The sequence below is a fragment of the Stenotrophomonas sp. 704A1 genome (assembly GCF_030549525.1).
GTDB lineage: Bacteria > Pseudomonadota > Gammaproteobacteria > Xanthomonadales > Xanthomonadaceae > Stenotrophomonas > Stenotrophomonas tuberculopleuritidis.
The window spans coordinates 828,596-853,336 of the sequence record NZ_CP130831.1; the positions used below are offsets into that span (position 1 = coordinate 828,596).

At 68.7% G+C, this 24,741-nt stretch carries 26 protein-coding genes and 1 tRNA gene; 16 read left to right on the forward strand and 11 right to left on the reverse strand.

Annotated elements, in window-relative coordinates:
- Positions 1 to 15 precede the first annotated feature (15 nt).
- Positions 16 to 1,095, forward strand: a complete 1,080-nt coding sequence (locus tag Q5Z10_RS03730) for an NAD(P) transhydrogenase subunit alpha (protein ID WP_303638000.1) — start codon at positions 16 to 18, stop codon at positions 1,093 to 1,095.
- Between the two features lie 87 nt (positions 1,096 to 1,182).
- Here Q5Z10_RS03730 and Q5Z10_RS03735 read toward each other — a convergent pair whose 3' ends face one another.
- The 3 genes from Q5Z10_RS03735 to Q5Z10_RS03745 are packed head-to-tail and all read right to left on the reverse strand — an operon-like array spanning position 1,183 to position 2,551.
- Positions 1,183 to 1,638 (reverse strand): DUF3106 domain-containing protein, encoded by a 456-nt coding sequence (locus Q5Z10_RS03735; protein WP_303638001.1) that lies wholly within the window; start codon positions 1,636 to 1,638, stop codon positions 1,183 to 1,185.
- A gap of 5 nt (positions 1,639 to 1,643) precedes the next feature.
- Positions 1,644 to 1,970 (reverse strand): hypothetical protein, encoded by a 327-nt coding sequence (locus Q5Z10_RS03740; protein ID WP_303638002.1) that lies wholly within the window; start codon positions 1,968 to 1,970, stop codon positions 1,644 to 1,646.
- Positions 1,967 to 2,551, reverse strand: a complete 585-nt coding sequence (locus tag Q5Z10_RS03745; RefSeq protein ID WP_303639134.1) for an RNA polymerase sigma factor — start codon at positions 2,549 to 2,551, stop codon at positions 1,967 to 1,969. Before Q5Z10_RS03745 ends, Q5Z10_RS03740 begins: the two co-directional genes overlap by 4 nt.
- A 97-nt stretch (positions 2,552 to 2,648) precedes the next feature.
- Between Q5Z10_RS03745 and Q5Z10_RS03750 the strand changes: the two genes are divergently transcribed.
- Together Q5Z10_RS03750 and Q5Z10_RS03755 are read left to right on the forward strand one after the other, a co-directional pair.
- Positions 2,649 to 2,969, forward strand: coding sequence for an NAD(P) transhydrogenase subunit alpha part 2 (locus tag Q5Z10_RS03750; protein WP_303638003.1), 321 nt, complete (start codon positions 2,649 to 2,651; stop codon positions 2,967 to 2,969).
- Positions 2,966 to 4,426, forward strand: a complete 1,461-nt coding sequence (locus Q5Z10_RS03755) for an NAD(P)(+) transhydrogenase (Re/Si-specific) subunit beta (RefSeq protein WP_303638004.1) — start codon at positions 2,966 to 2,968, stop codon at positions 4,424 to 4,426. Before Q5Z10_RS03750 ends, Q5Z10_RS03755 begins: the two co-directional genes overlap by 4 nt.
- Positions 4,427 to 4,561: 135 nt before the next feature.
- On the opposite strand, the gene Q5Z10_RS03760 is transcribed toward Q5Z10_RS03755, so the two are convergent.
- Positions 4,562 to 4,981, reverse strand: a complete 420-nt coding sequence (locus tag Q5Z10_RS03760; protein WP_303638005.1) for a hypothetical protein — start codon at positions 4,979 to 4,981, stop codon at positions 4,562 to 4,564.
- A 122-nt stretch (positions 4,982 to 5,103) separates the two neighbouring features.
- On the opposite strand from Q5Z10_RS03760, the gene sufT reads away from it, so the two are divergent.
- The 3 genes from sufT (at position 5,104) to Q5Z10_RS03775 (ending at position 9,004) form a co-directional block, all read left to right on the forward strand.
- A complete protein-coding gene (gene sufT, locus Q5Z10_RS03765) occupies positions 5,104 to 5,655 on the forward strand; it encodes a putative Fe-S cluster assembly protein SufT (protein WP_303638006.1) in 552 nt (183 codons plus the stop codon).
- Between the two features lie 59 nt (positions 5,656 to 5,714).
- Positions 5,715 to 6,809 (forward strand): branched-chain amino acid aminotransferase, encoded by a 1,095-nt coding sequence (locus Q5Z10_RS03770; protein ID WP_303638007.1) that lies wholly within the window; start codon positions 5,715 to 5,717, stop codon positions 6,807 to 6,809.
- A gap of 455 nt (positions 6,810 to 7,264) precedes the next feature.
- The gene (locus Q5Z10_RS03775) at positions 7,265 to 9,004 is read left to right on the forward strand and encodes a S8 family peptidase (protein WP_303638008.1); all 1,740 of its coding nucleotides are present in this window, start codon (positions 7,265 to 7,267) and stop codon (positions 9,002 to 9,004) included.
- Positions 9,005 to 9,073: 69 nt separating this feature from the next.
- Here Q5Z10_RS03775 and Q5Z10_RS03780 read toward each other — a convergent pair whose 3' ends face one another.
- The 3 genes from Q5Z10_RS03780 to wrbA all read right to left on the reverse strand — a co-directional run bounded on the left by Q5Z10_RS03780 (position 9,074) and on the right by wrbA (position 10,564).
- Positions 9,074 to 9,559: an asparaginase domain-containing protein gene (locus Q5Z10_RS03780; RefSeq protein WP_049463528.1), complete on the reverse strand. Its 486-nt coding sequence runs from the start codon at positions 9,557 to 9,559 to the stop codon at positions 9,074 to 9,076.
- 79 nt (positions 9,560 to 9,638) lie between these two features.
- Positions 9,639 to 9,974, reverse strand: a complete 336-nt coding sequence (locus Q5Z10_RS03785; protein WP_303638009.1) for a DUF2069 domain-containing protein — start codon at positions 9,972 to 9,974, stop codon at positions 9,639 to 9,641.
- Positions 9,971 to 10,564, reverse strand: coding sequence for an NAD(P)H:quinone oxidoreductase (gene wrbA, locus Q5Z10_RS03790; RefSeq protein ID WP_303638010.1), 594 nt, complete (start codon positions 10,562 to 10,564; stop codon positions 9,971 to 9,973). Before wrbA ends, Q5Z10_RS03785 begins: the two co-directional genes overlap by 4 nt.
- 77 nt (positions 10,565 to 10,641) lie before the next feature.
- Here wrbA and Q5Z10_RS03795 point away from each other — a divergent pair, with 77 nt between their 5' ends.
- On the forward strand, positions 10,642 to 11,916 hold the full coding sequence (locus Q5Z10_RS03795) for a YihY family inner membrane protein (protein WP_303638011.1): 1,275 nt from the start codon (positions 10,642 to 10,644) through the stop codon (positions 11,914 to 11,916).
- Positions 11,913 to 12,488 carry a TlpA family protein disulfide reductase gene (locus tag Q5Z10_RS03800; protein WP_303638012.1) on the forward strand — a complete coding sequence of 192 codons (576 nt, stop codon included), beginning with the start codon at positions 11,913 to 11,915 and terminating at the stop codon, positions 12,486 to 12,488. Before Q5Z10_RS03795 ends, Q5Z10_RS03800 begins: the two co-directional genes overlap by 4 nt.
- A 79-nt stretch (positions 12,489 to 12,567) precedes the next feature.
- Here the strand turns inward: Q5Z10_RS03800 and ppk2 are convergent, their stop codons facing one another.
- The 4 genes from ppk2 to hemA are packed head-to-tail and all read right to left on the reverse strand — an operon-like array spanning position 12,568 to position 17,452.
- Complete coding sequence (gene ppk2 / locus Q5Z10_RS03805) at positions 12,568 to 13,350, reverse strand: polyphosphate kinase 2 (protein WP_303638013.1); 783 nt, start codon at positions 13,348 to 13,350, stop codon at positions 12,568 to 12,570.
- A 46-nt stretch (positions 13,351 to 13,396) separates the two neighbouring features.
- On the reverse strand, positions 13,397 to 15,103 hold the full coding sequence (locus tag Q5Z10_RS03810) for an O-linked N-acetylglucosamine transferase, SPINDLY family protein (RefSeq protein ID WP_303638014.1): 1,707 nt from the start codon (positions 15,101 to 15,103) through the stop codon (positions 13,397 to 13,399).
- 5 nt (positions 15,104 to 15,108) lie between these two features.
- Positions 15,109 to 16,191, reverse strand: coding sequence for a peptide chain release factor 1 (prfA, locus tag Q5Z10_RS03815; RefSeq protein ID WP_303638015.1), 1,083 nt, complete (start codon positions 16,189 to 16,191; stop codon positions 15,109 to 15,111).
- On the reverse strand, positions 16,169 to 17,452 hold the full coding sequence (hemA, locus tag Q5Z10_RS03820; RefSeq protein WP_303638016.1) for a glutamyl-tRNA reductase: 1,284 nt from the start codon (positions 17,450 to 17,452) through the stop codon (positions 16,169 to 16,171). Before hemA ends, prfA begins: the two co-directional genes overlap by 23 nt.
- A 63-nt stretch (positions 17,453 to 17,515) precedes the next feature.
- On the opposite strand from hemA, the gene Q5Z10_RS03825 reads away from it, so the two are divergent.
- The 8 genes from Q5Z10_RS03825 (at position 17,516) to ychF (ending at position 24,460) form a co-directional block, all read left to right on the forward strand.
- Entirely contained in the window at positions 17,516 to 19,201 is a 1,686-nt protein-coding gene (locus Q5Z10_RS03825) for a tetratricopeptide repeat protein (protein ID WP_303638017.1), read from the forward strand.
- Entirely contained in the window at positions 19,198 to 19,857 is a 660-nt protein-coding gene (gene lolB, locus Q5Z10_RS03830) for a lipoprotein insertase outer membrane protein LolB (protein ID WP_303638018.1), read from the forward strand. The genes Q5Z10_RS03825 and lolB overlap by 4 nt, the downstream gene beginning before the upstream one ends.
- Entirely contained in the window at positions 19,854 to 20,723 is an 870-nt protein-coding gene (gene ispE, locus Q5Z10_RS03835; protein ID WP_303638019.1) for a 4-(cytidine 5'-diphospho)-2-C-methyl-D-erythritol kinase, read from the forward strand. Before lolB ends, ispE begins: the two co-directional genes overlap by 4 nt.
- A gap of 11 nt (positions 20,724 to 20,734) precedes the next feature.
- Positions 20,735 to 20,811: transfer RNA gene (locus Q5Z10_RS03840), tRNA-Gln, on the forward strand.
- Positions 20,812 to 20,949: 138 nt separating this feature from the next.
- Positions 20,950 to 21,909: a ribose-phosphate diphosphokinase gene (locus tag Q5Z10_RS03845; RefSeq protein ID WP_005415400.1), complete on the forward strand. Its 960-nt coding sequence runs from the start codon at positions 20,950 to 20,952 to the stop codon at positions 21,907 to 21,909.
- 107 nt (positions 21,910 to 22,016) lie between these two features.
- On the forward strand, positions 22,017 to 22,634 hold the full coding sequence (locus Q5Z10_RS03850; RefSeq protein ID WP_303638020.1) for a 50S ribosomal protein L25/general stress protein Ctc: 618 nt from the start codon (positions 22,017 to 22,019) through the stop codon (positions 22,632 to 22,634).
- 50 nt (positions 22,635 to 22,684) lie between these two features.
- Positions 22,685 to 23,263 (forward strand): aminoacyl-tRNA hydrolase, encoded by a 579-nt coding sequence (pth, locus tag Q5Z10_RS03855; RefSeq protein WP_008268208.1) that lies wholly within the window; start codon positions 22,685 to 22,687, stop codon positions 23,261 to 23,263.
- 105 nt (positions 23,264 to 23,368) lie between these two features.
- Positions 23,369 to 24,460, forward strand: a complete 1,092-nt coding sequence (gene ychF / locus Q5Z10_RS03860; protein ID WP_303638021.1) for a redox-regulated ATPase YchF — start codon at positions 23,369 to 23,371, stop codon at positions 24,458 to 24,460.
- Positions 24,461 to 24,741 lie beyond the last annotated feature (281 nt).

Here is a 24,741-nt window from a genome sequence, read left to right on the forward strand (position 1 = left end):
TCAGCGGGAATCTGCATGGCCGTGGCGTTGCTGGGGATCAAGGAGACCGCGCCGGGCGAACGCCGCGTCGCGCTGACGCCGGAAACCGCGCGCAAGCTCGGTGCGCTGGGCATCACGGTCTGGTACGAACGCGGTGCGGGCCAGGCCGCCGGTTTCCCCGACGCTGCCTATGACGATGCCGGCGCGCGTGCCTTCGATGCCGGCCGCTGGGCGGAAATCGACATCCTGCTGTGCGTGCAGGCGCCCCCCGCCGAGGTGCTGGCCCAGCTCAAGCCGGGCGCCAGCGTGGTCGGCCTGCTGACCCCGGCGGCCGACCCGGCGCTGGCGGCGCTGGCCGATGCCGATCGGCTGCTGCTGTTCCCCCTGCAGCAGCTGCCGCGCACCACCCGTGCGCAGGCGATGGACGTGCTCAGTTCGCAGGCCGGCATGGCCGGTTACAAGGCCGCCCTGATTGCTGCCGAGCGCGCGCCGCGCTTCTTCCCGATGCTGACCACGGCTGCCGGTACCGTGCGGCCGGCCAAGGTGCTGGTGATCGGCGCCGGTGTGGCCGGCCTGCAGGCGATCGCGACGGCGCGCCGGCTGGGTGCGCAGGTGGAAGGTTTCGATGTGCGCCCGGAAACCCGCGAGCAGATCCAGTCACTCGGCGCGCGCTTCCTCGACCTGGGAGTGAGCGCGGCCGGCGAAGGCGGTTATGCGCGGGCGTTGACCGATGAGGAACGTGGCGAGCAGCAGCGCCGCCTCGGCGACCATCTGCGCAGCGTGGACGTGGTGATCTGCACGGCGGCCGTGCCGGGACGGGCGGCGCCGGTCATCGTGACCGCCGCGATGGTGGAAGGCATGGCCGCCGGCAGCGTGATCGTCGACCTGGCCGCCGAAAGTGGCGGCAACTGTGCGCTGACCCAGCCGGGCCAGTGCATCGAACACCAGGGCGTGAGCGTCGATGGCCCGTTGGGCCTGGCCAGTCGCGGCGCCACCCAGGCCAGCGAGATGTACGCGCGCAACCTGTTCAACTTCGTCGCGCTGTTCGTGCATGACGGCCAGCTCGGCTTCGACTGGGACGACGAGCTGCTGGCCAGAACCCGCTGGCAGGCCTGAGTCGGTAGTGCCGGGCCATGCCCGGCGAGCGCAGCGGCATCCGGTGGAACCGCCGGGCATGGCCCGGCGCTACCCCGTCAACAGGGGTTACCGCGGCTTCGCCTGCGGCGGGTGCTCGCGCACCCAGTCCCTGCGCTCTTCCGGAGTCATCTGCGACCAGCGCTCGCGCAGGGCGGCGCGCTGGGACGGGCTGAGGTCGCGCATCTGCCCGAACAGGGCGCGGGCCTGCTCGCGCTGTTCCGGGCTCATGTGCTCGAAGCGGCGCAGGCCACGGCGGGCCTTGTCGCGCTCTTCCGGGCTCATCGACTGCCAGCGTTGGCCATGCGACAGCATGCGTTGGCGCTGGGCGGCGTCGGCGCCGTTCCAGCGGTCGCGCAGCGGGGCCAGCAGCGCGTCGCGCTGGACCGGGCTGAGCTGTTCCCAGTCCGGCAACGCGGCGCCCGCGCCCGGCGCGGGGGCAGGCGCGGTCGTCTGTGCCAGCAGCGGCGCAACCGGCAGCAGGATCAGGGCGAACAGCAGGGGCAGGGTGGGGCGTCGCAGCATGGTTCTCACTCCATCGCCAGGTCGGTATCGCCCAGCCACAGGTACATGTCGGGATTCTCGTCGTACAGCGCGCTGTTGTCTTCCACCGCGGCCACCGTTGGTGCCGGGGCCGGGCCGGTGTGCGTGCCCGGGCCGGTGAACTGCACGCCGATGCCCAGCGCCATCACCAGCGAACAGGCACTGGCCAGCCACCAGCGCCAGCGCCCCCGGTGCGCCGCGTGGGCGCCGTGGCGGGCCTGGCGCAGGCGCGCCAGGGTAGCCGGCGACAGCGACTGCAGCGACTGCGCGTGCACGCTGCGCAGGGCGTCATCGGAAGGCAGGGAGCGGTTCACGGATGGTTCTCCAGGTAATCCTGCAGCGCCTGTCGGGCGCGTGCCAGATGGGTCTTTACCGCGCCTTCGCTGCAGCCCATGGCACGGGCGGTGGTGGCGCCGTCCAGGTCCTGCAGCACGCGCAGGGTGAAGGCTTCGCGCTGACGCGCCGGCAGGGTGCGCAGCGCCAGCACCAGCTGCCGGTACTGCTGGTGGTGTTCGTGCGCCTGCGCCGGGTCCGGGCCGGGATCGGCCCAGTCGATCTCCCCGCCCTCGGCGTCCTGGTTGTCGCGCCAGAACGGCAGGCGGAAGCGGCGCCTGCGCTGCAGGTCGATCACCCGCCGGCGCAGGATGCTCCAGAACAGCGGCGCCCATTCGGCGGCCGGCCGGTCGGCGTAGTCCAGCATGCGCAGCAGGGCGTCCTGCACCGCATCCAGCGCATCCTCGCGCTGGCGCAGGCCGGCCTCGGCGAACCGGAACGCGCGTGGTCCGACGCCGGCCAGGAACGCCTCCAGCGATGCCGGCAGGGCATCGGTGTCGGTGCTCGGGGGGAGGGGGCTGCTCACCAGCACAGGGTACGGTTCCTCGCTCGGGGTCACCATCGACAACGCGTGAGCGCGACCGCGGTTGACCGCCACGCGCGCTGGGTTCAGCGCGTGGTTATGATGGGGCGACGAAGACAGAGCGGGAGCGTTGCCGATGAGTGACGGGTTCGTGGCGCTGTACATCTTCATGCTGGCCGCAATCGCAGGCCACGTGATCATTTCGCGGGTTCCGGTGATCCTGCATACCCCGCTGATGTCGGGCTCCAATTTCATCCATGGCATCGTGCTGATCGGTGCGATGGTGGTGCTGGGCCATGCGCAGACGCCGCTGGAGAAGGCGCTGGGCTTCCTTGCGGTGGTGCTTGGCGCCGGCAATGCCGCCGGCGGCTACGTGGTCACCGCGCGCATGCTGGAAATGTTCAAGCCCAGCGCGCGCAGGGCCGGCACCGATGAACCGAAGGAGCCGCAGGCTTGAACATCAGCACCGTCGAACTGCTCGATTGGCTGGTCAAGGCCAGTTATCTCGTCGCCGCCACGTTGTTCCTGCTGGGCCTGCAGCGGATGGCCTCGCCGCTGACCGCGCGCAGCGGCATCCGCTGGGCCGGGCTGGGCATGCTGGTGGCCACGCTGGCGACCTTCTTCCTGCCGGAACTGCACAACGTGCCGTTGATCCTGGTGGCGCTGCTGCTCGGCGCCGGCCTGGCCTGGTGGTCGGCCGGCAAGGTCGCAGTCACCGACATGCCGCAGATGGTCGCGCTCTACAACGGCATGGGCGGCGGCTCGGCGGCGGCGATCGGCGCAGTGGAACTGTTGCGCTATGCCTTCCTGGCCAACCGCGATACCACCCACTGGAGCGCGCAGGCGCTGGCCGACCTCGCCGCGCGCCAACCCTCGGCCACCGTGCTGGTGCTGGCCGTGGTCGGCGCGGCGATCGGTGCGGTGTCGCTGTCCGGCTCGGTGATCGCCTGGGCCAAGCTCGACGGCCGCCTCGACAAGCGCGTGACCTGGCCGGGACAGCAGCTGCTGAACCTGCTGGTGGCGGTGGCCGTGGTGGTGCTCGGCATCATCGCCGCCAGCACCCTCAGCCCCTGGGCCATCGTCGCCTTCTTCGTGCTGGCGCTGGCGCTGGGCGTGCTGATGACGCTGCCGATCGGCGGCGCCGACATGCCGGTGGTGATCTCGCTGTACAACGCGTTCACCGGCCTGGCCGTGTCCTTTGAAGGCTATGTGCTGGGCAATGAAGCGCTGATCATCGCCGGCATGATGGTGGGTGCGGCCGGCATCCTGCTGACCCGGCTGATGGCCAAGGCGATGAACCGGCCGATCCGCAACGTGCTGTTCTCCAATTTCGGCGCCGGCGCCGGCGCAGAGGCGCAGGCGATCAGCGGCGCGCAGAAGCCGATCGAGGCGGCCGACGTGGCAGCGATGATGGGCTTTGCCGAGCGCGTGGTGATCGTGCCGGGCTACGGCATGGCCGTGGCCCAGGCCCAGCACAAGATCTGGGAACTGGCGCAGCGCCTGATCGCACGCGGGGTGAAGGTGAAGTTCGCGATCCATCCGGTGGCCGGGCGCATGCCCGGGCACATGAACGTGCTGCTGGCCGAGGCCGGCGTGCCCTACGACCTGATCGCCGACATGGATGACATCAACCCGGAATTCGCCACCACCGACGTGGTGCTGGTGATCGGCGCCAACGACGTGGTCAATCCGGTCGCGCGTACCGATCCGGCCAGCCCGATCTACGGCATGCCGGTGCTCGACGTGGTCAACGCGCGCAACGTGGTGGTGATCAAGCGCGGCCGCGGCACCGGCTTTGCCGGCATCGAGAATGCGCTGTTCTACGCCGACAACACCCGCATGCTGTACGGCGACGGTGCCGAAGCGGCCGCCTCGCTGGTGAGCGAGCTGAAGGCCCTCGACGGCGGGCATTGAGGCTGCGTGCCGCTGCGCCCGCCGGGCATGGCCCGGCGCGACCCCTGCAGGCGTCCCGGTAGCGCCGGGCCATGCCCGGCGGGATCTATGCAGGCGTCCCGGTAGCGCCGGGCCATGCCCGGCGGCGCTACCCGGTCAGCGCGCCAGCCAGGCGCCTACGGCCACGCCGACCGCCAGCCACAGCCATTCCACCGCGCCGTTGGCCAGGGTGGCCAGGGTCCAGGCCAGGTGCGGGCCCATCCGCAGCGAGGCATCCCACGGGTTGAGGCCCATCGAGCCGCCCATCCACGCGCTGGCGATGGCCCAGTTGGCGACCACCGCCACCAGCAGGGTGCCGCCGACGGTCAGTGCAATGCGCAGCTTGCCGGGGCCCAGCGTGCCCAGGCGCAGCATGAACACCAGTTCGAGGGCGGTCAGCACCGCCATCCAGCCCAGCGGGCGACCCGTCATCAGGGCCAGCAGCAGCCAGGCAAACGGGGCAGTCACCAGGCCCAGCAACAGCATGATGGGCCAGAGCCAGGTCACGGTCCTGGTACGCGCGGCAGTGGATGACATTGAGGCTCCCTGAAGATCACCCACAGGATACTGTGGTTTGCCGCAGTGCACCGGCGGCGGCGGGGCCGCTGGGCTAGAATGCCGTCTTGCGTGGCTGCGGCCACGGCCCCATATCGGTCCCCATGTATTCCCGTAGCAGCGAACCTGTCCACTTCGAACGCGATTGCGAGGCCGTGATGGTCCCGCAGGGCGATACCGTGACCCTGCCCGCCGGCAGCTATGGGTACATCACCCAGGCACTGGGCGGCAGTTACTCGGTGTTCGTGGAAGGCAATCTGTTCCGCATTGCCGGCAAGGACGGCGATGCGATCGGCAAGGAGGCACCGGCGCCGCTGGAACTGCCCGCCGACGCCACCGACGAGCAGGTGGAACATCTGGTGTGGCAGCAGCTGCGCACCTGCTTCGACCCGGAAATCCCGGTGAACATCGTCGAACTGGGCCTGGTCTACGAAGTGGAGATCAAGCACCTGGACGAGGGCCAGCGCGAGATCGACGTGAAGATGACGCTGACCGCACCGGCCTGCGGCATGGGCGACATTCTGGTCGACGACGTGCGCAGCAAGCTTGAAATGATTCCGACGGTGGCCGAGGCCGACGTCGAGCTGGTGTTCGACCCGCCGTGGAACCAGCACATGATGTCCGAGGCCGCCCGGCTTGAAACCGGCATGCTTTGACCCACGGCCCGCAGTGAGGCGGGCCCGGCATTACCCGTAACCAGAACAGGAAATCTCCGGTGTCCCAGTCCATTCCCAGCTTCGCCGTCACCCGTTCGGACCACCCGCGCAGCGCTGAAGAGCGCGCCCAGATCCTGGAGAAGCCGGGCTTCGGCCTGCATTTCACCGACCACATGGTGGAAGTGCGCTGGGACAAGGACACCGGCTGGCACAACGCCAGCGTGCGCGCCTACGGCCCGCTGCAGCTGGACCCGGCCGCCGCCGTGCTGCACTACGGCCAGGAAATCTTCGAAGGCATCAAGGCCTACCGCCATGCCGACGGCTCGATCTGGACCTTCCGCCCGGACGCCAACGGCCGTCGCCTGCAGCGTTCGGCGCAGCGCTTGGCGCTGCCGGAACTGCCGGTGGAGATCTTCGTTGAATCGCTGAAGCAGCTGATCGCCGTCGACAGCGCCTGGGTGCCGTCGGCCGACGAGTCGAGCCTGTACTTCCGTCCGTTCATGATCGGCGACGAGGCCTTCCTCGGCGTGCGCGGCGCGCACAAGGCCGGTTACTACGTCATCGCCAGCCCGGCCGGCCCCTACTTCGCCAAGGGTGTCGCCCCGGTGTCGATCTGGCTGTCCACCGAGTACGCACGTGCGGCCAAGGGTGGCACCGGTGCCGCCAAGTGCGGTGGCAACTACGCCGCCTCGCTGCTGCCGCAGCAGAAGGCGCAGGCGCAGGGCTGCTCGCAGGTGCTGTTCCTCGACCCGGTCGAAGGCAAGTACCTGGAAGAACTGGGTGGCATGAACGTGTTCCTGGTCTACAGGGACGGCACCCTGGTCACCCCGGAACTGTCCGGCAGCATCCTCGAGGGCATCACCCGCGAGAGCATCCTGCAGCTGGCCCGCGACCGTGGCATGAAGGTCGAAGAGCGCAAGGTCAGCATCGACGAGTGGAAGCAGGGCGTGGCCTCCGGCGAGATCGCCGAAGTGTTCGCCTGCGGTACTGCTGCGGTGGTCACCCCGATCGGTCAGCTCAAGGGCGAGGGCTTCTCGGTCGGCGACATCAACGCGCCGGCCGGCGAGGTGACCATGTCGCTGCGCAAGGAACTGACCGACATCCAGTACGGCCGCCTGCCGGACCGCCACAACTGGCTGGTCAAGCTGGGCTGATCGCCCGCGCGTTGAACCGGTAGCGCCGGGCCATGCCCGGCGGCTCTTCCTGAAAGCCCGTCCCCGTGACGGGCTTTCTGCGTTCTGGGGTACGGCCGCCGGGCATCGCCCCGGCGCTACCGGAGGGTCGCACCCGCCGATGGCCGGCGCCGATGTCGGCAAAGACATCCAGGGACAGGACAAAACGCAGTCAGGTCTGTGCAGATGACGCGAAAGTTCCTTCACCTTCACAAACCTTCGACCCGGAAAGTCTCAGATCAGACATTTCATCTTGCTGAAAAGACGCTGAAAATCTTGTCGTGTCCGGTTTGAGCCACTAGCGTCATCAGCACAGCGGATGGTCAGGGGAATCCGCTGGCTCGCCGGACCCGAACCTCGCCAATCGCAAGCCAGCCCATGGTTCAGGCCGACGCTTCTGCCGATTCCGGCATTCACACCATTAGAAGGGAAATCCGATGTCCCAGGTAACGCAAGCGCGTGTGCGTCGTGTGTGGGTGGTCCTTGGTGCGTCCGTCCTGTCATCGCTGCTGCTGGCCACGCCTGCGCTGGCCGGTGACGTCCAGCTCAGCGGCCTGCAGTCCGCGCAGACCCACCAGCGGTTCATCGTCAAGTACCGCGAAGGCAGCGCCCCGGTGGCCAACACCACCGCGCTGGCGTCCTCGCTGAAGACCGCTGCCGCCGGCCTGGCCACCAGCCAGGGCCGCGCGCTGGGCCTGCAGCAGGTACGCAGGCTGGCAGTGGGCCCGACCCTGGTCAGGACCGACCGTCCGCTGGACCAGGCCGAATCCGAACTGCTGATGCGCAAGCTCGCCGCCGATCCGAACGTGGAATACGTCGAGGTCGACCAGATCATGCGCGCCACGCTGACGCCCAATGACACCCGCTTCAGCGAACAATGGGGTTTCGGCACGTCCAACGCCTCGATCAACGTGCGTCCGGCGTGGGACAAGGCCACCGGCACCGGCGTGGTGGTGGCGGTGATCGACACCGGCATCACCAACCATGCCGACCTCAACGCCAACATCCTTCCCGGCTACGACTTCATCAGCGATGCCGCGATGGCGCGCGACGGCGGCGGCCGCGACAGCAACGCGAATGACGAGGGCGACTGGTACGGTGCCAATGAATGTGGCCCGGGCATTCCGGCCTCCAATTCCAGCTGGCACGGTACCCATGTTGCCGGCACCGTGGCCGCGGTGACCAACAACAGCAGCGGCGTGGCCGGTACCGCCTTCAACGCCAAGGTCGTTCCGGTGCGGGTGCTCGGCAAGTGCGGTGGCTACACCTCCGACATCGCCGATGCGATCGTCTGGGCCTCCGGTGGCACGGTCAGCGGTGTGCCGGCCAATGCCAACCCGGCCGAGGTCATCAACATGTCGCTGGGCGGCGGCGGCAGCTGCTCGACCACCTACCAGAACGCGATCAACGGCGCCGTCGGCCGCGGCACCACGGTGGTGGTGGCCGCCGGCAACAGCAACACCAATGTCTCCAGTGCAGTGCCGGCGAACTGCCCGAACGTGATCGCGGTGGCGGCGACCACCTCGGCCGGCGCGCGTGCCAGCTTCTCCAACTACGGCAACGGCATCGACATTTCCGCGCCGGGCCAGAGCATCCTGTCCACGCTCAACAGCGGCACCACCACGCCGGGCAGCGCCAGCTATGCCTCCTACAACGGCACCTCGATGGCAGCCCCGCACGTGGCGGGCGTGGTGGCACTGATGCAGTCGGTGGCGCCGAGCCCGCTCAGCCCGGCGCAGGTGGAGAGCATCATCAAGAGCACGGCCCGTCCGTTGCCCGGTGCCTGCTCCGGCGGCTGCGGCGCGGGCATCATCGATGCCGATGCGGCGGTGACGGCGGCGATCAACGGCACCACGCCCAACCCGGGTGGCAGCGAACTGCAGAACAACGTGCCGGTGACCGGCCTTGGCGCGGCCAGCGGTGCATCGCTGAGCTACACCGTCAACGTGCCGGCAGGCCGCTCGCAGCTGCGCGTGGCGATCAGCGGCGGCAGCGGTGATGCCGACCTGTACCTGCGCCAGGGCAGCGCACCGACCGACACCGTGTATACCTGCCGCCCGTACCTGAGTGGCAACAGCGAGACCTGCACCGTGAACAGTCCCGCCGCCGGGACCTGGCATGTGCGGGTGAAGGCCTACAGCACCTTCTCGGGCGTGACCCTCAACGCCCAGTACTGAGCCCAAGCCCCTCTCCATGGGCACGCCCCGGCTCCGGCCGGGGTGTTTTTCTGGGGCACTATCGCGCGGTCACACCGATTCGAAGCGGTTGGCCGCCACGTTCTTGCGCACATGCTGCGGATCGAAGATGCGGCCGTTCATTGCGATGTACACCCCCGACGGCAGCGACTGCACTGCGCCGATCGCGCAGCCGATGTTGAATTCCGCATCCGAGCCACGGAAGCGTGCCGGGCTCAGCGCACCGGTCATCACGATGGTCTTGTCGGCGATCGTCGCCAGCACCTTGCCGGTCTGCACCATCGAATCGGTACCGTGGGTCACCAGCACGTGGCGGGTCGGCTGCGCAGCGATGGTGGCGCGGATCAGCTCGCGGTCCTCATCATTGATGTGCAGCGAATCCTTGCGCAGGATCGGGATCACGTTGAAACGGAAGGTGACCCCCAGCTCACGCAGGATCATGCCGATCTGCGGGTCGCCGATCTGGTAGTCCGACTTGTCGTCGAAGTAGATCTTGTCGATCGTGCCACCGGTGGTGACGACCAGGAGCTCTTCCATCATGTGCATGCGCGAAACCAGGGCGGGTACAGCGGCGCGGGGCCGGGACCGCAGATGATACGACCCACCGGGCGCAGCGTCAGCGCCGTCGTCCGAATCGGGCCCGCAATCCGGGCAGGCTGGCCGCGAAGATCACCAGCAGCGCCAGCCCGATCTCGATCAGGGCCAGCCAGCGCGTCTGCCGGTGGCTCCAGGCGCTCATCACGCCGTGGCTGAACCAGCCCAGCGCCAGCACCGCGGCCCAGAATCCGGCCTTGCGCCAGCCCAGGCGCAGCGCGATGGCCAATGCCAGCGGCGGCGCGGTGAACACCAGCTGGGTGGCCAGCCAGTGGCGGTCGTTGATGAACCAGCCGGCAAACAGCGCCGCCAGCCCCATCAGGGCCAGCAGCAGAACCGTGCGCGGCGCGGTGTTCATCGGGCCAGCCGTTGTGCGATGTCGGCCACGCGGCGGCCCAGGGCGCGGGCCAGCACGGCTTCGTCGCCGGTCGGCTGCGGGTCGTCGGCGGCGCCGGCCACATGGCTGGCGCCGTAGGGCGTGCCACCGCTGGTGGTGTGGCTCAGGGCCGGTTCGGTGAACGGGATGCCGACGATCAGGCAGCCGTGGTGCAGCAGCGGGACCTGCATCGACAGCAGGGTGGATTCCTGGCCACCGTGCATCGATGCGGTGGACGTGAACACCCCGGCCGGCTTGCCTGCCAGGGTGCCATTGACCCATTCGGCGCCCAGACCATCCAGGAAGTGCTTGACCGGTGCGGCCATGTTGCCGAAGCGGGTAGGGCTGCCCAGCAGCAGGCCCTGGCACTCGACCAGGTCCTGCACGCTGACATACGGTGCGCCGTCGTCGGGTACCGGGGGCTGCGCGGTCTGGGTGACGGCCGCCACCGGCGGCACCGTGCGCAGGCGCGCGACCATGCCCGGCACTTCGCCGATGCCCCGCGCGATCTGGCGCGCCAGCCGTGCCACCGAACCGCCGCGGCTGTAGTACAGCACCAGGATTTCGCCCATCGCGTCCCGCTCTCCTCATCGTGTGGATGCCAGTATGGCTATCCTGCACCGATTCCGCATCGGGTACCCTTGCGCCGATGGAACCTCTGGATACGCTCAACCTGTGGATGGAACGCGCGCGCGATCGCGCCCGTGCCGCCAGCTTCGGCCGCTTCCTGTGGCGGCGCTTCCTCGACGATCGGCTGTTCCAGGCCGCTGCGGCATTGGCCTACACCACCGTGTTCGCACTGGTGCCGCTGGCGATCGTTGTGTTCGGCGTGCTTTCGGCCTTCCCGGTGTTCGATCGCTGGAGCGACCAGCTCAGCGACTATGTCTTCTCCAACTTCGTGCCCAATGCCGCACGCGCCGCGGAGGGCTACCTGCGCCAGTTCTCGGCCAGCGCCGGGCAGCTCACGGCGGCCGGCTTCATCGCCCTGGTCATCTCGCTGCTGATCACCCTCAACAGTGTCGAAGAGACCTTCAACCAGATCTGGCGGGTCGGCAGCAGTCGACCGCGGCTGACCCGTTTCCTGGTCTACTGGACCGTGCTGACCCTGGGCGCGATGCTGGCCGCCGCGTCGCTGGCAGTGTCGGCCCGGGTGTTCGCCATGCCCCTGTTCGGCACCCAGGAAGGACGCTGGCTGGCCGACCTGGCGCTGCGGGTGGCCCCGATCCTGATCGAGTTCGTCTGCATCATGCTGATGTTCCGGGTGGTGCCGCACCACTCGGTGAAGTGGCGCCACGCCATTCCCGGCGCGATCCTGGCCGCGGTGATCCTGGAGCTGGTGAAGTGGGGCATCGGTGCCTACCTGGGCAGTTTCCAGTCGTACCAGAAGCTGTACGGCACGGTGGCCTTCGTGCCGATCCTGCTGCTGTGGATCTACCTGTGCTGGGTGGCGGTGCTGCTCGGCGCTTCGCTGGCCTCGTCGATGGCCGCCTTCCGCTACCAGCCGGTGGAACTGCGCCTGCCGCAGGGCTACGAGTTCTACGGCCTGCTGCGCCTGCTGGGGCGCTTCCAGCATGCCCGTGCTCAGGGCAGGAGCCTGGCCGACGATGAGATCCTGCGGCTGGAGCCGATGTTGACCGACTCCCTGCTGCAGGACCTGGCCTGCAACCTGGAGGCCATCGGCCTGTTGCGCCGGGACGAGCGCGGCGAATGGATGCTGGCCCGTGACCTGGCCCAGGTCAGTCTGGCCGACCTGTACGAATGCACGCAGCTGCGCATCCCGGTGGCCGAGCAACACCTGCCCTACCGCGACGACAGCCTCGGCCAGGCCGCGCTCGCCGCGCTGGACGAACTGCGCCTGCCGCTGCGTGATCGGCTCAAGCGTCGCGTCAGCGACATCTTCCCCGCTTCTGGAGACGCACCATGACCCGCAAGACCCCGTCGATGCTGGCGCTTTCGCTGGCCCTGCTGTTCGCCCTGGCTGCCTGCAAGCCGGCGCAGGAGCCGACCCCGGCCAGCAGCCAGCCGCCCGCCCAGGCGCCGGCCCCGGCGGCCCCGGCGCCGGTGGAGGAAACCCCGGCCGAACGGGTCACGGCCGAGTTCCCGGCCCTCAGGATGAAGGCGGTCGACGGCAGCGACTACGATCTGGCCGCGCATCGCGGCAAGTGGGTGGTGGTGAATTTCTGGGCGACCTGGTGCGCGCCCTGCCGCAAGGAGATGCCGGAACTGTCGGCGCTGCACGCGATGCGCAGCAACATCGAGGTGGTCGGCCTGGCCTACGAGGACATCGAAGCGCCGGAGATGCAGGCGTTCCTGGTCAAGCACCCGGTGACCTATCCGATCGTGATCGTGGATCCGTTCGATCCGCCGGCCGATTTCGCCACCCCGCGCGGCCTGCCGTTGACCCACCTGATCGATCCGCAGGGCAAGCTGGCGCACACGTTCCTCGGCCCGGTCACCGCGGCCGACATCGAGCAGCAGATCGCTGCGGCCAGATAGCGGGGCGCGGCAGGGCTGCGTCCCGCCCCGGCAGCAGACAAGCCGGCGCAGGTGCAGGGCGCGGCCCTGAAGGATCTCCCTAGTCGTCGACCGGGAAGTCCTCGATCGGCTTCAGCACATCGTAGTGCTCGCGATGCAGCGTGCCCTTCAGCTTCGGCAGCGCCGGCAACGGTGCATCGACACGGGTATCGGGCAGCCGGTCCAGCAGATTGCGCACCAGGGTCAGCCGGCCCAGCCGCTGGTCATTGAAATCCACCAGCGTCCAGGGCGCGGCTTCGCGATGGGTGGCACGCAGCATCGCTTCGCGGGCTTCGGTATAGGCGCTGTACTTGCTGCGTGATTTCAGATCCACCGGCGAGAGCTTCCAGCCCTTCAGCGGATCCACGTGGCGTTCGGCGAAACGCTTTTCCTGCTGCGCCTGGTCGACGCACAACCAGTACTTGAACAGCAGGATGCCGTCGTCCACCAGCAGCTGCTCGAATACCGGCGCCTGGCGCAGGAACTGCTGGTATTCGGCTTCGCTGCAGTAGCCCATCACCCGTTCGACGCCCGCGCGGTTGTACCAGCTGCGATCCATCAGCACGATCTCGCCTGCCGCCGGCAGGTGCGAGGCATAGCGCTGGAAGTACCATTGCGTGGCCTCGCGGTCGGTCGGCTTGGGCAGGGCCACGACCCGGCATTGGCGCGGGTTGAGGTGCTGGCTGATGGCCTGGATCGCGCCGCCCTTGCCGGCCGTGTCGCGTCCTTCGAACAACACCAGCAGGCGCTGCCCGCTGTGTTGCACCCAGCGCGCCATCGCGGTCAGTTCCAGCTGCAGCGGCTGCAGCAGTTCGTCGTAGTCCTTGCGCTTGAGCTTGCCCATCGTTGCACCACGCTGGAAGGAAACCCGAGCGTAGCGCAGCGGCTGCTCAGGGGATGTCGACGCCCTGCCAGCCGTGCTCGGTGGCCAACGTCTGCAACAGCGCCGACAGGTCCACCGCGAAGCCGGCCATGTCGAACACGCCCGCGTCGTGGCGTGCGCGTGCCAGGCGGGCGCGCAGCGCGGCCAGCGCGTCCGGGTCATTGCCCAGTGCGCTGGCGGTGGCGATGAAGGCCGCATCGTCGGCGACATTCATCTGCGCCAGGCCCAGATGATGGTTGAGGCTGCCGGCCACGCGCGCAGCGAACGTGTCGCCCGGGCAGGTCAGCACCGGGCAGCCGGCCCACAGCGCATCCGATGCCGTGGTGTGCGCGTTGTACGGATGGGTGTCCAGGAACAGGTCGGCCAGCGCATAACGGGCCAGGTACTGCGGGTGCGGCTGCTTGGCCATGAACACCAGCCGCGCCGGATCGATGGCCGCCGCGCGTGCGGCCTCACGCAGGCGCGCGTCAGCCTGGCCGGGACCGGACAGCAGCCACAGCACACTGCCGGGCACGGCCTGCAGCACGGCGAAGGCGCGGTGCATGCTGCGCGGGTTGAGCTTGTAGCTGTTGTTGAAGCAGCAGAACACCACGCCCTGCGCGGGCAGGCCGCAGGCCGCGCGCGTGGGGGCCGGCTGCAGCACGCGGGTGTTGTCCGAGGGCTGGAACGCGCGCGGCAGGCGCAGCACGCGTTCGCTGTAGTGGGCTTCCAGTGCCGGCGGCAGTGCGAACGCATCGGCGACCACCGCATCCAGCCACGGCGCGCCGGAGGTGCCCGGGTAGGCCAGCCAGTTCAGCTGCAGCGGGGCAGGGCGCATGGCCAGGACTTCCGGCGTACCGCCGCCACCCCAGCCGCGCAGATCGAACAGGATGTCGATGCCCTGGCTGCGGATGCGTGCGGCGGTGTCGGCATGGCGCAGCCCGGCAACGTCGTGCAGCCGGGCCGCGCGCTGCAGGCGCTGGCGGATGCTGCTGCCGTCGTCGGCGGTGAGCGCGAACAGGTGCAGCTGCAGTGCCGGGTCGCTGCGCAGCTGCTCGAACAGGGCGACCGTCAGCAGTCCGGTCGGATGCGCGCCGAATCCATTGGAGAGGAAGCCGATCCGCAGCGGCCCGTGGCGGCGCAGCGTGGCGGCAGGCAGCGCGCGCACCGAGGCGGCGATGACGCGCGCGCGCGCCTGCGCGCAGGCCAGCTGTTCGGCCGCGCTGGCGTCTTCGCTGAGAAAGGCGAACGGTTCCACCATGCCCTGGCCGGCGGCGAGCGCGCCACGCACCTGCGCGGACAGCGCGTCCACATCGCGCCAGTCGCACAGGCGGCGCTGCCAGGCCAGCCGTTGCGCGGCGATGTAGGGTTCATCGGGCAGCAGTCCATGCGCGCGCCGATAGGCCGCCGAAGCACCTTCAGCGTCGTCGGCATCTTCCAGCGCGTGGCCCAGCCACAGGGCGATGCCCGGATGCTCCGGGGCCAGCGTCGCCGCCCGCCCGAGCAGCGCTGCGGCATCGGCATGGGCGCCGGCCATCCAGGCCACGCGACCCAGCCGGGCCAGCGCTTCGGGATGGTCCGGGCGCAACTGCAGCGCGCGTCGCGCCGCCTGTTCGCCGGCGGCGATGTCGCCGGCTTCCAGCTCCAGATCGGCCAGCATCACCCAGGCGACGAAATCGCCGGGCTGGCGCGCGATGGCCTGCTGCAGGTGTTGCCGCTGCTGCCAGGCCGACATGCCGTTCAACCTGCCGAGAGCTGGGCCAGGGCGTCGACCTGGTGCTCGTGGCTCAGGCGCTGCAGCAGCGGGTCCAGGTCCCCGGCCAGCACGTTGGGCAGGTCGTACAGGGTCAGGCCGTCCACGCGGTGGTCGGTGATGCGGCCCTGCGGGAAGTTGTAGGTGCGGATGCGCTGGCTGCGGTCGCCACTGCCGACCTGCAGGCGGCGCGACTCGGCCTGCGCTGCATCCTGGCGCTGGCGTTCGGCATCGAGCAGCTGCGCCTTCAGGCGCTTCATCGCCTTGTCGCGGTTGGCGTGCTGGCTGCGTTCGGTCTGGCATTCCACCACCACGCCGGACGGCACGTGGGTGATGCGGATCGCCGATTCGGTCTTGTTCACGTGCTGGCCGCCGGCCCCCGAGGAACGGAAGGTATCCACCTTCAGGTCGGCCGGGTTGATGACGATCTCGTCGACTTCATCGGCTTCGGGAATGATCGCCACGGTGGCCGCGGAGGTGTGGATGCGGCCCTGCGATTCGGTGGCCGGCACGCGTTGCACGCGGTGCGTGCCCGATTCGAACTTCAGGCGCGAGAACGCGCCGCGGCCGACCACCCGTGCCACCACTTCCTTGTAGCCGCCATGTTCGCCGGGGCTGTCCGATTCGATCTCCACCTTCCAGCCCTGGCGCTCGGCATAGCGGGCGTACATGCGGAACAGGTCGCCGGCGAAGATCGCCGCTTCATCGCCACCGGTGCCGGCGCGTACTTCCAGGAACAGGTTGCCTTCATCGCGTGGATCGCGCGGTACCAGCAGCAACGCCAGTTCCTGCTCCAGCGCCAGCAGCCGGGCCTGTGCGCTGGCGATCTCCTCATCGGCCAGTTCGCGCAGGTCCGGGTCGGCGCGCATGCTTTCGGCCGCTGCCAGGTCGGCCTTGGCGCGCGCTTCGTCGGCGAGTGCCGCCGCGACCGGTTCCAGCTGCGCGAACTCGCGCGACAGGTCGCGGAAGCGCGTGTTGTTGGCCACGACATCCGGTTCAGCGAGCAGGCGTTCCAGTTCTTCGCGGCGCTCGGCCAGCGCTTCCAGCTTACGGCGCAGGGTCGGCGTCATCGTTGCTCACAGGTCGGTGGTGGTAACCCGGGGTGGCCGGGAACAGGCGCTCGGCGGCGCGGGTCAGGTCGGCATCGCCAGTGAGTGCGGCCGCACGCAGCGCGGCGGTCGGCGGGTGCAGCAGGCGATTGGTGAGGCCATGGGCCAGCAGTTCCAGTACTTCGTCGGCCGGCTTGCCATTGGCCAGCTGCTGGCGTGCACGTTCCAGCAGCTCGGCGCGGGTGGCTTCACCGAACGCACGCAACTGCCGCAGTGGCGCCTGGTGGGCGCTGGCCTGCAGGGTTTCAACGAAGCGCGCCACCTGCAGGTCGATGATGGCTTCGGCTTCGGCGGCGGCCTCGCGGCGACCGCGGCGGTTGTCTTCCACCGCGCGCTCGAGGTCGTCCACGGTGTACAGGAAGGCGTCGTTGAGGGTGCCGACCTCGGCGTCGATGTCGCGCGGGACGGCCAGGTCGAACAGCAGCATCGGCTTGTGCCGGCGCGCACGCAGTGCCGCGGCAACGGCGGGGCGATGGATCACCGGTTCGCGCGCGGCGGTGGCCGAGAACACCACGTCGGCCTCGGCCAGGTGGCGTTCCAGTTCGGTCAGCGGCAGCGCCACGCCGCCGTGGCGGCTGGCCAGCTCCTGCGCATGGGCCAGGGTACGGTTGGCGATCAGCAACCGCCGCACCTTGCCTTCGCTGAGGTGGCGGGCGGCCAGTTCAATGGTTTCGCCGGCACCGACCAGCAGCACGGTGGATTCGTCCAGGCGCGCGAAGGCGTTCTGCGCCAGGCGCACCGCGGCCGAGGCCACCGATACCGGATTGGCCCCGACCTGGGTATCGGTGCGCGCGCGCTTGGCCACCGAGAAGGTCTGCTGGAACAGGCGGTCCAGGCGCTGGCCGAGCAGGCCGTGGTCGCGCGCGGTCGACCAGGCATCCTTCACCTGGCCCAGGATCTGCGGCTCGCCCAGCACCATCGAATCCAGCCCGGTGGCGACCCGGAACAGGTGGCGTACCGCCTCGGCATCGGCATGCTGGTACAGGTAGCCCTGCAGGTCGCCGGCCTGGCTGTGCAGCCACTGGTCCAGCGCCTGCGCCGAGTCGGCGACGGCGTACAGTTCGGTGCGGTTGCAGGTGGACAGCAGCACCGCTTCGGCGATCTGCGGGGTGTCACGCAGCGATCCGAGCGCGCGCGGCAATGCGTCACCGGCAAAGGCCGCGCGTTCGCGCAGCTCCACCGGCGCCGTCTGGTGATTCAGTCCGAGCACCCACAGGGTCATTGTTCAGTTGCTTGCGATAAGCTGCTGGCCATTGGACGACATTTTAAGGCCCCGATGCCGACGATGCCCGCATTGATTCGCATCCCCAGTGTTCTGCTGCTGTCCCTGGCCTGTGGCCAGGCCCTGGCGGCGGTGCCGGCCAAGGCACCCGTACGGGCCGCGGCCACCGAGGAACTGGCACTGGAACCGGTGATGGCCGGTGAATTCGCGCTGCAGGCCGGCAAGCTGGCCGAGGCCGCGCGCTGGTACCTGCAGGCGGCCCAGCATACCCAGGGCGATGCCGGTCTGGCCGAACGCGCGACCCGCATCGCCATGCTGGCCAACGAGGATGGGGCCGCAGCGACCGGGCTGGCGCTGTGGCAGCAGCGCGCGCCACGCTCGCTGGCCATGCGCAGCGCCGCCGGCGCGCTGGCGATGCGCCAGGGCAATGTGAAGGAAGCGCGCAGCGAACTGCAGGCGCTGCTGCAGGACCCGGACGAACAGGGCTGGAAGTTCGCGCTGGCCGCGCTGATCGGTGGCGGCCGCGATCCGGCGGTGCCGGCGCAGGTGCTGGGCGAACTGGTCGATGCCAACGCCATTCCGCAGAAGATCGAGGTCTGGCAGGAATTCGGGCGCCTGGCCCTGCGCATGGAGAAGCCTGAACTGGCCCGGCGCATGATCGATGAAGTGGTCAAGCGCTTCCCCGAAGAGCCGCGCATCGCCCTGCTGCGTGCCAGCCAGCTGCAGCAGGCCGGGCAGACCGACAAGGCGCTGGCCCTGCTGCGGGAGGTCGAGCCGAAGACCCGTCAGGACCCCGAGCTGCGCAACGCGGTGGCGATCGCCTATGACAGCCTGGGCCAGCCCAGCGCCGCCGAGCGGGTGCTGGCCGTCGGCCCGCAGGACGTGCAGACCTGGGGCATGCGGGCCTCGTTGCTGGCCAAGCAGGGCGACACGGCCGCGCTGTCCGGTCTGTACAGCGAACTGTCACGCCAGGCGGCCAAGCCGGACCCGGCGCAGCGCCTGCTGCTGGGCAAGATCGCCGAATATCTCAAGCGTTATTCCGAAGCGGTGGACTGGTACCACAGCGTGCCGGGTGGCGAGGAACTGAGCGAGGCCCGCCTGCGCGCGGCCAACGCGCAGGGCCTGGCAGGGCGGCAGGCACTGGCGCTGGATGAGGTGCACGCGATCCAGTCCGACGCCAGCGTGGATGACGACGTACGCCGCGATGCCTATCTGCTGGAAGCCGAGCTGCGCCAGCGCGCCGACGACCTGCCCGGTGAACTGGATGCGCTGGCCCGGGGCCTGGCCGCCTACCCCGACGAGAATGCCCTGCTGTATGCCCGCGCGCTGGCCTGGGAGCGTCGCGACGACGTCGCCCGTGCCGAGGCGGACCTGCGCAAGATCCTGGTGACCGAGCCGGAGAACGTGCCGGCGCTCAATGCCCTGGGCTACACCCTGGCCGATCGCACCGGTCGCTACCAGGAGGCACTGGAGCTGATCGACCGTGCGCGCGTGGCCGAGCCGGACAACGCCGCCATCGTCGACAGCTATGGCTGGGTGCTGTACCGGCTGGGGCGCAACGCCGACGCCCTGGTGCAGCTGCGTCGCGCCTGGACCCTGGCCAAGGATCCGGAGATCGCCGCCCATGTGGGCGAAGTGCTGTGGGTGCTGGGCAAGCATGACGAGGCCCGGCACTTCTTCGAGGAAGCGGCCAGGCTGGATCCCGAGAACCGCGCGCTGCTGCGCGCCCGCGAGAAATTCAATCCATGACTGTTTCCATGATCCGGCCGCTGTTGCTGGTGGCGGTGACCCTGGCGGTCAGCGCCTGTACCACCGTTGGCCGGCAGAAGACGCCGGCACCGGAGGTGGTCACCACCGTGTCCGCCGCCGCGCTCGCCGCCGAGCAGGCGCGCGTAGCAGCATTGCGGTCCGCACCGGACTGGACCTTCCAGGGGCGGGTGGCGGTCAGCAAGGGCAGGGATGGCGGCAGCGGCCGCATCGACTGGAAGCAGGACGGCCCGGCGTACGTGGTCGAACTGAGTGCACCGGTCACCCGGCAGAGCTGGAAGCTGACCGGCGATACCCACCATGAAGCCGGCCGCCTGGAAGGGCTGGCCGGTGGACCGCGTGAAGGCGAGGACGCGCAGCAGCTGCTGCTGGACGCCACCGGCTGGGACATCCCGGTCAACCAGCTGCCGGAGTGGGTGCGTGGCCTGGTGGCCGGCGATGGCGGCGGAGCGGAGCAGGTCGAGCGTGACGCGGATGGCCGGCCACGGCGTCTCCAGCAGCTGGGCTGGCAGATCCAGTATCTGGACTGGTACCCGGCCGAGGCCGGGCGCCCGGCGCTGCCACGCCGCATCGAGGCGAGCCGCGGCGACGCCAAGGTGCGGCTGCTGGTCGACCAGTGGGGCCAGGGCGCACCATGAGCGCCGTTGTCGACCGGGCGGGCTGGTCCTGGTGGCCGGCCCCGGCCAAGCTGAACCTGTTCCTGCACATCACCGGCCGTCGCGCCGATGGCTACCACCAGCTGCAGACGGTGTTCCGCCTGCTGGACTGGGGCGACCGCATCGGGCTGCGCCTGCGTGAAGACGGTCGGGTCTGCCGGCAGGGTGACGGCCTGGCCGGCGTTGCCGAAGCCGACGATCTCGCGGTGCGTGCCGCCAGGCTGCTGCAGAATGAAGCTAACGTCGGCCAAGGGGCCGATATCATCGTTGAAAAACACGTTCCTGCAGGCGGCGGCTTCGGCGGTGGGTCGTCCGATGCGGCCACCGTGCTGGTGGTGCTGAACCGGTTGTGGGGCGCCGGCCTGGATGAGGATGCGCTGGCCGCGCTGGGGCTGCGCCTGGGCGCGGACGTGCCGGTCTTCGTGCGGGGCCACAACGCCTGGGCCGAGGGCGTGGGCGAACGCCTGCGGCCGATTTCCCTTGCCCCGGCCTGGTATGTGATCGTCGAGCCCGGTGTTCATGTACCGACGCCCGCGCTTTTTGCAGACCCGGATTTGACGCGCGACAGCCCAGAGGCGAAAATAGAGGACTTCGCTTCCGGCACGCTGGTCGGGAACGTGTTCGAACCGGTGCTGCGCCGCCGTGAGCCTGCCGTCGAGGCCGCGCTCGCTGCGTTGAGCGGCATCGGCAGGGCACGGTTGACCGGTTCGGGAAGTGGTTGTTTCGTCGAGTTCGATTCGCAGGCTGCCGCCGAGCAGGGACGAGCGAAGTTGTCGAAGGAGTTGCGGGCAAGAGTGGCTGCGGGCGTTGCACGTTCGCCACTGCTGGAAGCACTCGAGCAACACTGATTCATCAATGCAGGGGCGTCGCCAAGAGGCCCAAGGCACCAGGTTTTGATCCTGGCATTCGGAGGTTCGAATCCTCCCGCCCCTGCCAATGCGGCTGCGTCCGCGCCTTCCAGCGCACTCTCTGCGCGGGACGTGGAAACAGTCGCGGTGTTGTCAGCAGCAGGGGCCGAGGTGGTCCTTGCCGCTACCGGATCCCCGCTACTCGTCCCCGCCCGAGACATTCATGATGCAAGAATCCCCGAACCTGCTGGTCTTTTCCGGCAACGCCAACAAACGCCTGGCGCAGAACATCTGCAAGGAACTGGGGGTCCGCCCGGGCAAGGCGCTGGTCTCGCACTTCTCCGATGGTGAAGTGCAGGTGGAAATCGAAGAGAACGTCCGCAAGCAGGACGTCTTCGTCATCCAGCCGACCTGCGCCCCGAGCGCTGAGAACCTGATGGAGCTGCTGGTGCTGATCGACGCGCTGAAGCGCGCATCGGTGGCCAGCGTGACCGCCGTGGTGCCGTACTTCGGCTACTCGCGCCAGGATCGCCGCATGCGTTCCTCGCGCGTGCCGATCACCGCCAAGCTGGCGGCGAAGATGTTCAGCACCGCCGGCGCTGATCGCGTGCTGACCGTCGACCTGCACGCCGACCAGATCCAGGGCTTCTTCGATATTCCGGTGGACAACGTGTATGCGTCCCCGCTGCTGCTGGCCGACATCTGGCGCGCCTACGGCACCGAGAACCTGATCGTCGTTTCGCCGGACGTGGGCGGCGTGGTCCGCGCCCGTGCGGTGGCCAAGCGCCTGGATGACGCCGACCTGGCGATCATCGACAAGCGCCGCCCGCGCGCCAACGTCTCCACCGTGATGAACATCATCGGTGATGTCGAAGGCAAGACCTGCGTGATGGTCGATGACATCGTCGACACCGCCGGCACCCTGTGCGCCGCTGCCGCTGCCCTGAAGGCGCGCGGTGCGCTCAAGGTCGCCGCCTACTGCACCCACGCGGTGCTGTCGGGCCCGGCGGTGGACAACATCACCAATTCCCAGCTCGACGAGCTGGTGGTGACCGACACCATCCCGCTGAAGGACGCCGCGCGGGTGTGCAGCAAGATCCGCCAGTTGAGCGTGGCGGAAATGCTGGCCGAGACGATGCGCCGCATCGCCTTCGGTGAGTCGGTCAGCTCGCTGTACGTCGACTGAGTTTTCGTCCCTGCCGGCAACGGCAGGGACACACCGGGCGCTTCTGGTCGCGGAAGTGCCTTCAACCGCCAAGCCGCAAGGCAAGGCAACAACCTGAGTAGTCGAAAATGTCGAAGACCCATGAAATCAAGGTCACCAAGCGTGAACTGCAGCGTAAGGGTGCGAGCCGCCGCCTGCGTCACGCCGGTGTGATCCCGGCTATCGTGTACGGCGGCAACGCCGAGCCGGTCGCCATCAGCCTGGACCACAACGAAATCTGGCTGGCCCAGCAGAACGAGTGGTTCTATGCCTCGATCCTGGACCTGAACCTGGACGGCCAGGTGCAAAAGGTGCTGCTGCGTGACATCCAGCGCCATCCGTACAAGCAGCTGATCATGCACCTGGACTTCCTGCGCGTGAACGAGAACGAGAAGCTGACCGCTTCGGTTCCGCTGCACTTCATCAACGAAGACACCTCGGCCGCTGGCAAGGCTGCCGACGTCGTGGTCACCCACGAACTGAAGGAAGTCACCATCAGCTGCCTGCCGAAGGACCTGCCGGAGTCGATCGAAGTCGACCTGGGCGAACTGAAGGCCGGCGACGTGGTCTACCTGTCGGACATCAAGCTGCCGAAGGGCGTGGAAATCCCGGCGCTGGCGCTGGGCAAGGACCACGACGACGCCATCGTCACTGCCAAGCACGGCAAGCAGGATGCTGCCGACGCTGAAGAAGCAGCGGCCGAGTAATACCCCGCGGCGCCTGTCCTTCGGGGCAGGCGCCGTATCTGGATGGAACGATGGCAGGATTGCGACTGATCGTCGGTCTGGGCAACCCCGGATCGGAGCACGCCCGGACCCGGCACAATGCCGGGTTTCATTTCGTTGAGGCCCTGGCTGAAAAGGCCGGTGCGCGCTGGAACGTGGACAGCAAGTTGTTCGGCGAGACCGCCAAGGTCGAGATCGCCGGGCAGACGGTGTGGCTGCTCAAGCCCGCCACCTTCATGAACCTCAGTGGCAAGTCGGTCACCGCCGCGCAGCGGTTCTGGAAGATCGAGCCGGAGGAAACCCTGCTGGCGCACGACGAGCTGGACCTGGCGCCCGGTGTGGCGCGGTTGAAGTTCGACGGTGGCCATGGCGGCCAGAACGGCCTGCGCGACACCATCCGCCTGCTCGGCCACGGCAAATTCCATCGCCTGCGCGTGGGCATCGGCCATCCCGGCCACAAGGACCGCGTGGTGGGCTGGGTGCTCGGCCGCCCGTCAAAGGACGACGACGTGCTGATCGCGCGCGCCATCGATGATGCGATCGACGTGATGCCGCTGGCGGTGCAGGGCGATTTCAGCGAAGCGATGAAGCGGCTGCATACCCCGAAGTAGCCGTTCCGGTAGCGACCGACCGTTGGTCGGTGCGGAGAATGATTGGCAAAGCAGCGACCATGCCGCTGTTTCCCCAATCACTTTCACCCCAGAGAGCTGTCAAACATGGGTATCAAATGCGGCATCGTCGGCCTGCCCAACGTCGGCAAGTCGACCCTGTTCAACGCGCTGACCAAGGCGGGCATCGCTGCGGCCAACTTCCCGTTCTGCACCATCGAGCCGAACGTCGGCATCGTGCCGGTGCCGGATCCGCGCCTGAACGAGCTGGCAGCGATCATCAACCCGCAGAAGGTCATCCCGACCGCGGTCGAGTTCGTCGACATCGCCGGCCTGGTGGCCGGTGCCGCCAGCGGTGAAGGCCTGGGCAACAAGTTCCTGGCGCACATCCGCGAAGTCGATGCGATCACCCACGTGGTGCGCTGCTTCGAGAACGCCGACGTCATCCACGTCAACAACAAGGTCGACCCGATCTCGGACATCGACACCATCGATACCGAACTGGCGCTGGCCGACCTGGACAGCGTCGAGAAGGCACTGAACCGCGCCGAGCGCGCGGCCAAGGGTGGCGACAAGGACGCAGCGGCACGCAAGCCGGTGCTGGCCAAGCTGCAGGCCGCGCTGGCCGACGGCAAGGCAGGCCGTTCTGCCGGCCTGGACGAGGAAGAGAAGGCGCTGGTGCGCGATCTGTTCCTGCTGACCCTGAAGCCGGTGATGTACATCGCCAACGTGCTGGAAGACGGCTTCGAGAACAACCCGCACCTGGACGCCGTGCGTGCCCGTGCCGCCGAAGAAGGCGCGCAGGTGGTGCCGGTGTCGGCGGCGATCGAAGAAGAGCTGTCGCAGCTCGATGACGAGGACCGCGATACCTTCCTGGCCGACCTCGGCCTGACCGAGCCGGGCCTGAACCGCGTGATCAACGCGGCCTACAGCCTGCTCGGCCTGCAGACCTACTTCACCGCCGGCGTCAAGGAAGTCCGCGCGTGGACCGTGCGCAAGGGCGCCACTGCGCCGCAGGCGGCCGCAGTCATCCACACCGACTTCGAGAAGGGCTTCATCCGCGCCGAGACCATCGCGTATGACGACTTCATCAAGTACAAGGGCGAAGCCGGCGCGAAGGAAGCCGGTCGCCTGCGCCTGGAAGGCAAGGAATACCGCGTGCAGGAAGGCGACGTGCTGCACTTCCGCTTCAACGTCTGATCCCGCCGCAACGGATCGACCCCGGACGCCCCGCCCTGAGCGGGGCGTTCGCGTGTGTGGCGATGGACAAAAAAACACCACGCTGCGAAACGCTTGCAGGGTGATGCTCGCCGCCACTTGTCCACAGCAAACTCCCATCGCTTTCCACGCCGGATGTGGAAAACCGGTGCAACGGTGCAGTGCAGACGCTGAGGGCGTGGGGCGCGGCCCGCGGATCTGTACCCGGTTGCGTGCTGGACAAAAATTCACCACGCGCCGAAGCGCCTGCGGCACAGGGTTCG

Coding starts and splice junctions, on each gene's coding strand:
- Q5Z10_RS03730 (WP_303638000.1), top strand. CDS start 16: ATGGCCGTGGCGTTGCTGGGGATCAAGGAGACCGCGCCGGGCGAACGC.
- Q5Z10_RS03735 (WP_303638001.1), bottom strand. CDS start 1,638: ATGCTGCGACGCCCCACCCTGCCCCTGCTGTTCGCCCTGATCCTGCTG.
- Q5Z10_RS03745 (WP_303639134.1), bottom strand. CDS start 2,551: ATGGTGACCCCGAGCGAGGAACCGTACCCTGTGCTGGTGAGCAGCCCC.
- Q5Z10_RS03750 (WP_303638003.1), top strand. CDS start 2,649: ATGAGTGACGGGTTCGTGGCGCTGTACATCTTCATGCTGGCCGCAATC.
- Q5Z10_RS03760 (WP_303638005.1), bottom strand. CDS start 4,981: ATGTCATCCACTGCCGCGCGTACCAGGACCGTGACCTGGCTCTGGCCC.
- sufT (WP_303638006.1), top strand. CDS start 5,104: ATGTATTCCCGTAGCAGCGAACCTGTCCACTTCGAACGCGATTGCGAG.
- Q5Z10_RS03775 (WP_303638008.1), top strand. CDS start 7,265: ATGTCCCAGGTAACGCAAGCGCGTGTGCGTCGTGTGTGGGTGGTCCTT.
- Q5Z10_RS03780 (WP_049463528.1), bottom strand. CDS start 9,559: ATGGAAGAGCTCCTGGTCGTCACCACCGGTGGCACGATCGACAAGATC.
- Q5Z10_RS03785 (WP_303638009.1), bottom strand. CDS start 9,974: ATGAACACCGCGCCGCGCACGGTTCTGCTGCTGGCCCTGATGGGGCTG.
- wrbA (WP_303638010.1), bottom strand. CDS start 10,564: ATGGGCGAAATCCTGGTGCTGTACTACAGCCGCGGCGGTTCGGTGGCA.
- Q5Z10_RS03795 (WP_303638011.1), top strand. CDS start 10,642: ATGGAACCTCTGGATACGCTCAACCTGTGGATGGAACGCGCGCGCGAT.
- Q5Z10_RS03800 (WP_303638012.1), top strand. CDS start 11,913: ATGACCCGCAAGACCCCGTCGATGCTGGCGCTTTCGCTGGCCCTGCTG.
- ppk2 (WP_303638013.1), bottom strand. CDS start 13,350: ATGGGCAAGCTCAAGCGCAAGGACTACGACGAACTGCTGCAGCCGCTG.
- Q5Z10_RS03810 (WP_303638014.1), bottom strand. CDS start 15,103: ATGTCGGCCTGGCAGCAGCGGCAACACCTGCAGCAGGCCATCGCGCGC.
- prfA (WP_303638015.1), bottom strand. CDS start 16,191: ATGACGCCGACCCTGCGCCGTAAGCTGGAAGCGCTGGCCGAGCGCCGC.
- hemA (WP_303638016.1), bottom strand. CDS start 17,452: ATGACCCTGTGGGTGCTCGGACTGAATCACCAGACGGCGCCGGTGGAG.
- Q5Z10_RS03825 (WP_303638017.1), top strand. CDS start 17,516: ATGCCCGCATTGATTCGCATCCCCAGTGTTCTGCTGCTGTCCCTGGCC.
- lolB (WP_303638018.1), top strand. CDS start 19,198: ATGACTGTTTCCATGATCCGGCCGCTGTTGCTGGTGGCGGTGACCCTG.
- ispE (WP_303638019.1), top strand. CDS start 19,854: ATGAGCGCCGTTGTCGACCGGGCGGGCTGGTCCTGGTGGCCGGCCCCG.
- Q5Z10_RS03845 (WP_005415400.1), top strand. CDS start 20,950: ATGCAAGAATCCCCGAACCTGCTGGTCTTTTCCGGCAACGCCAACAAA.
- Q5Z10_RS03850 (WP_303638020.1), top strand. CDS start 22,017: ATGTCGAAGACCCATGAAATCAAGGTCACCAAGCGTGAACTGCAGCGT.
- pth (WP_008268208.1), top strand. CDS start 22,685: ATGGCAGGATTGCGACTGATCGTCGGTCTGGGCAACCCCGGATCGGAG.
- ychF (WP_303638021.1), top strand. CDS start 23,369: ATGGGTATCAAATGCGGCATCGTCGGCCTGCCCAACGTCGGCAAGTCG.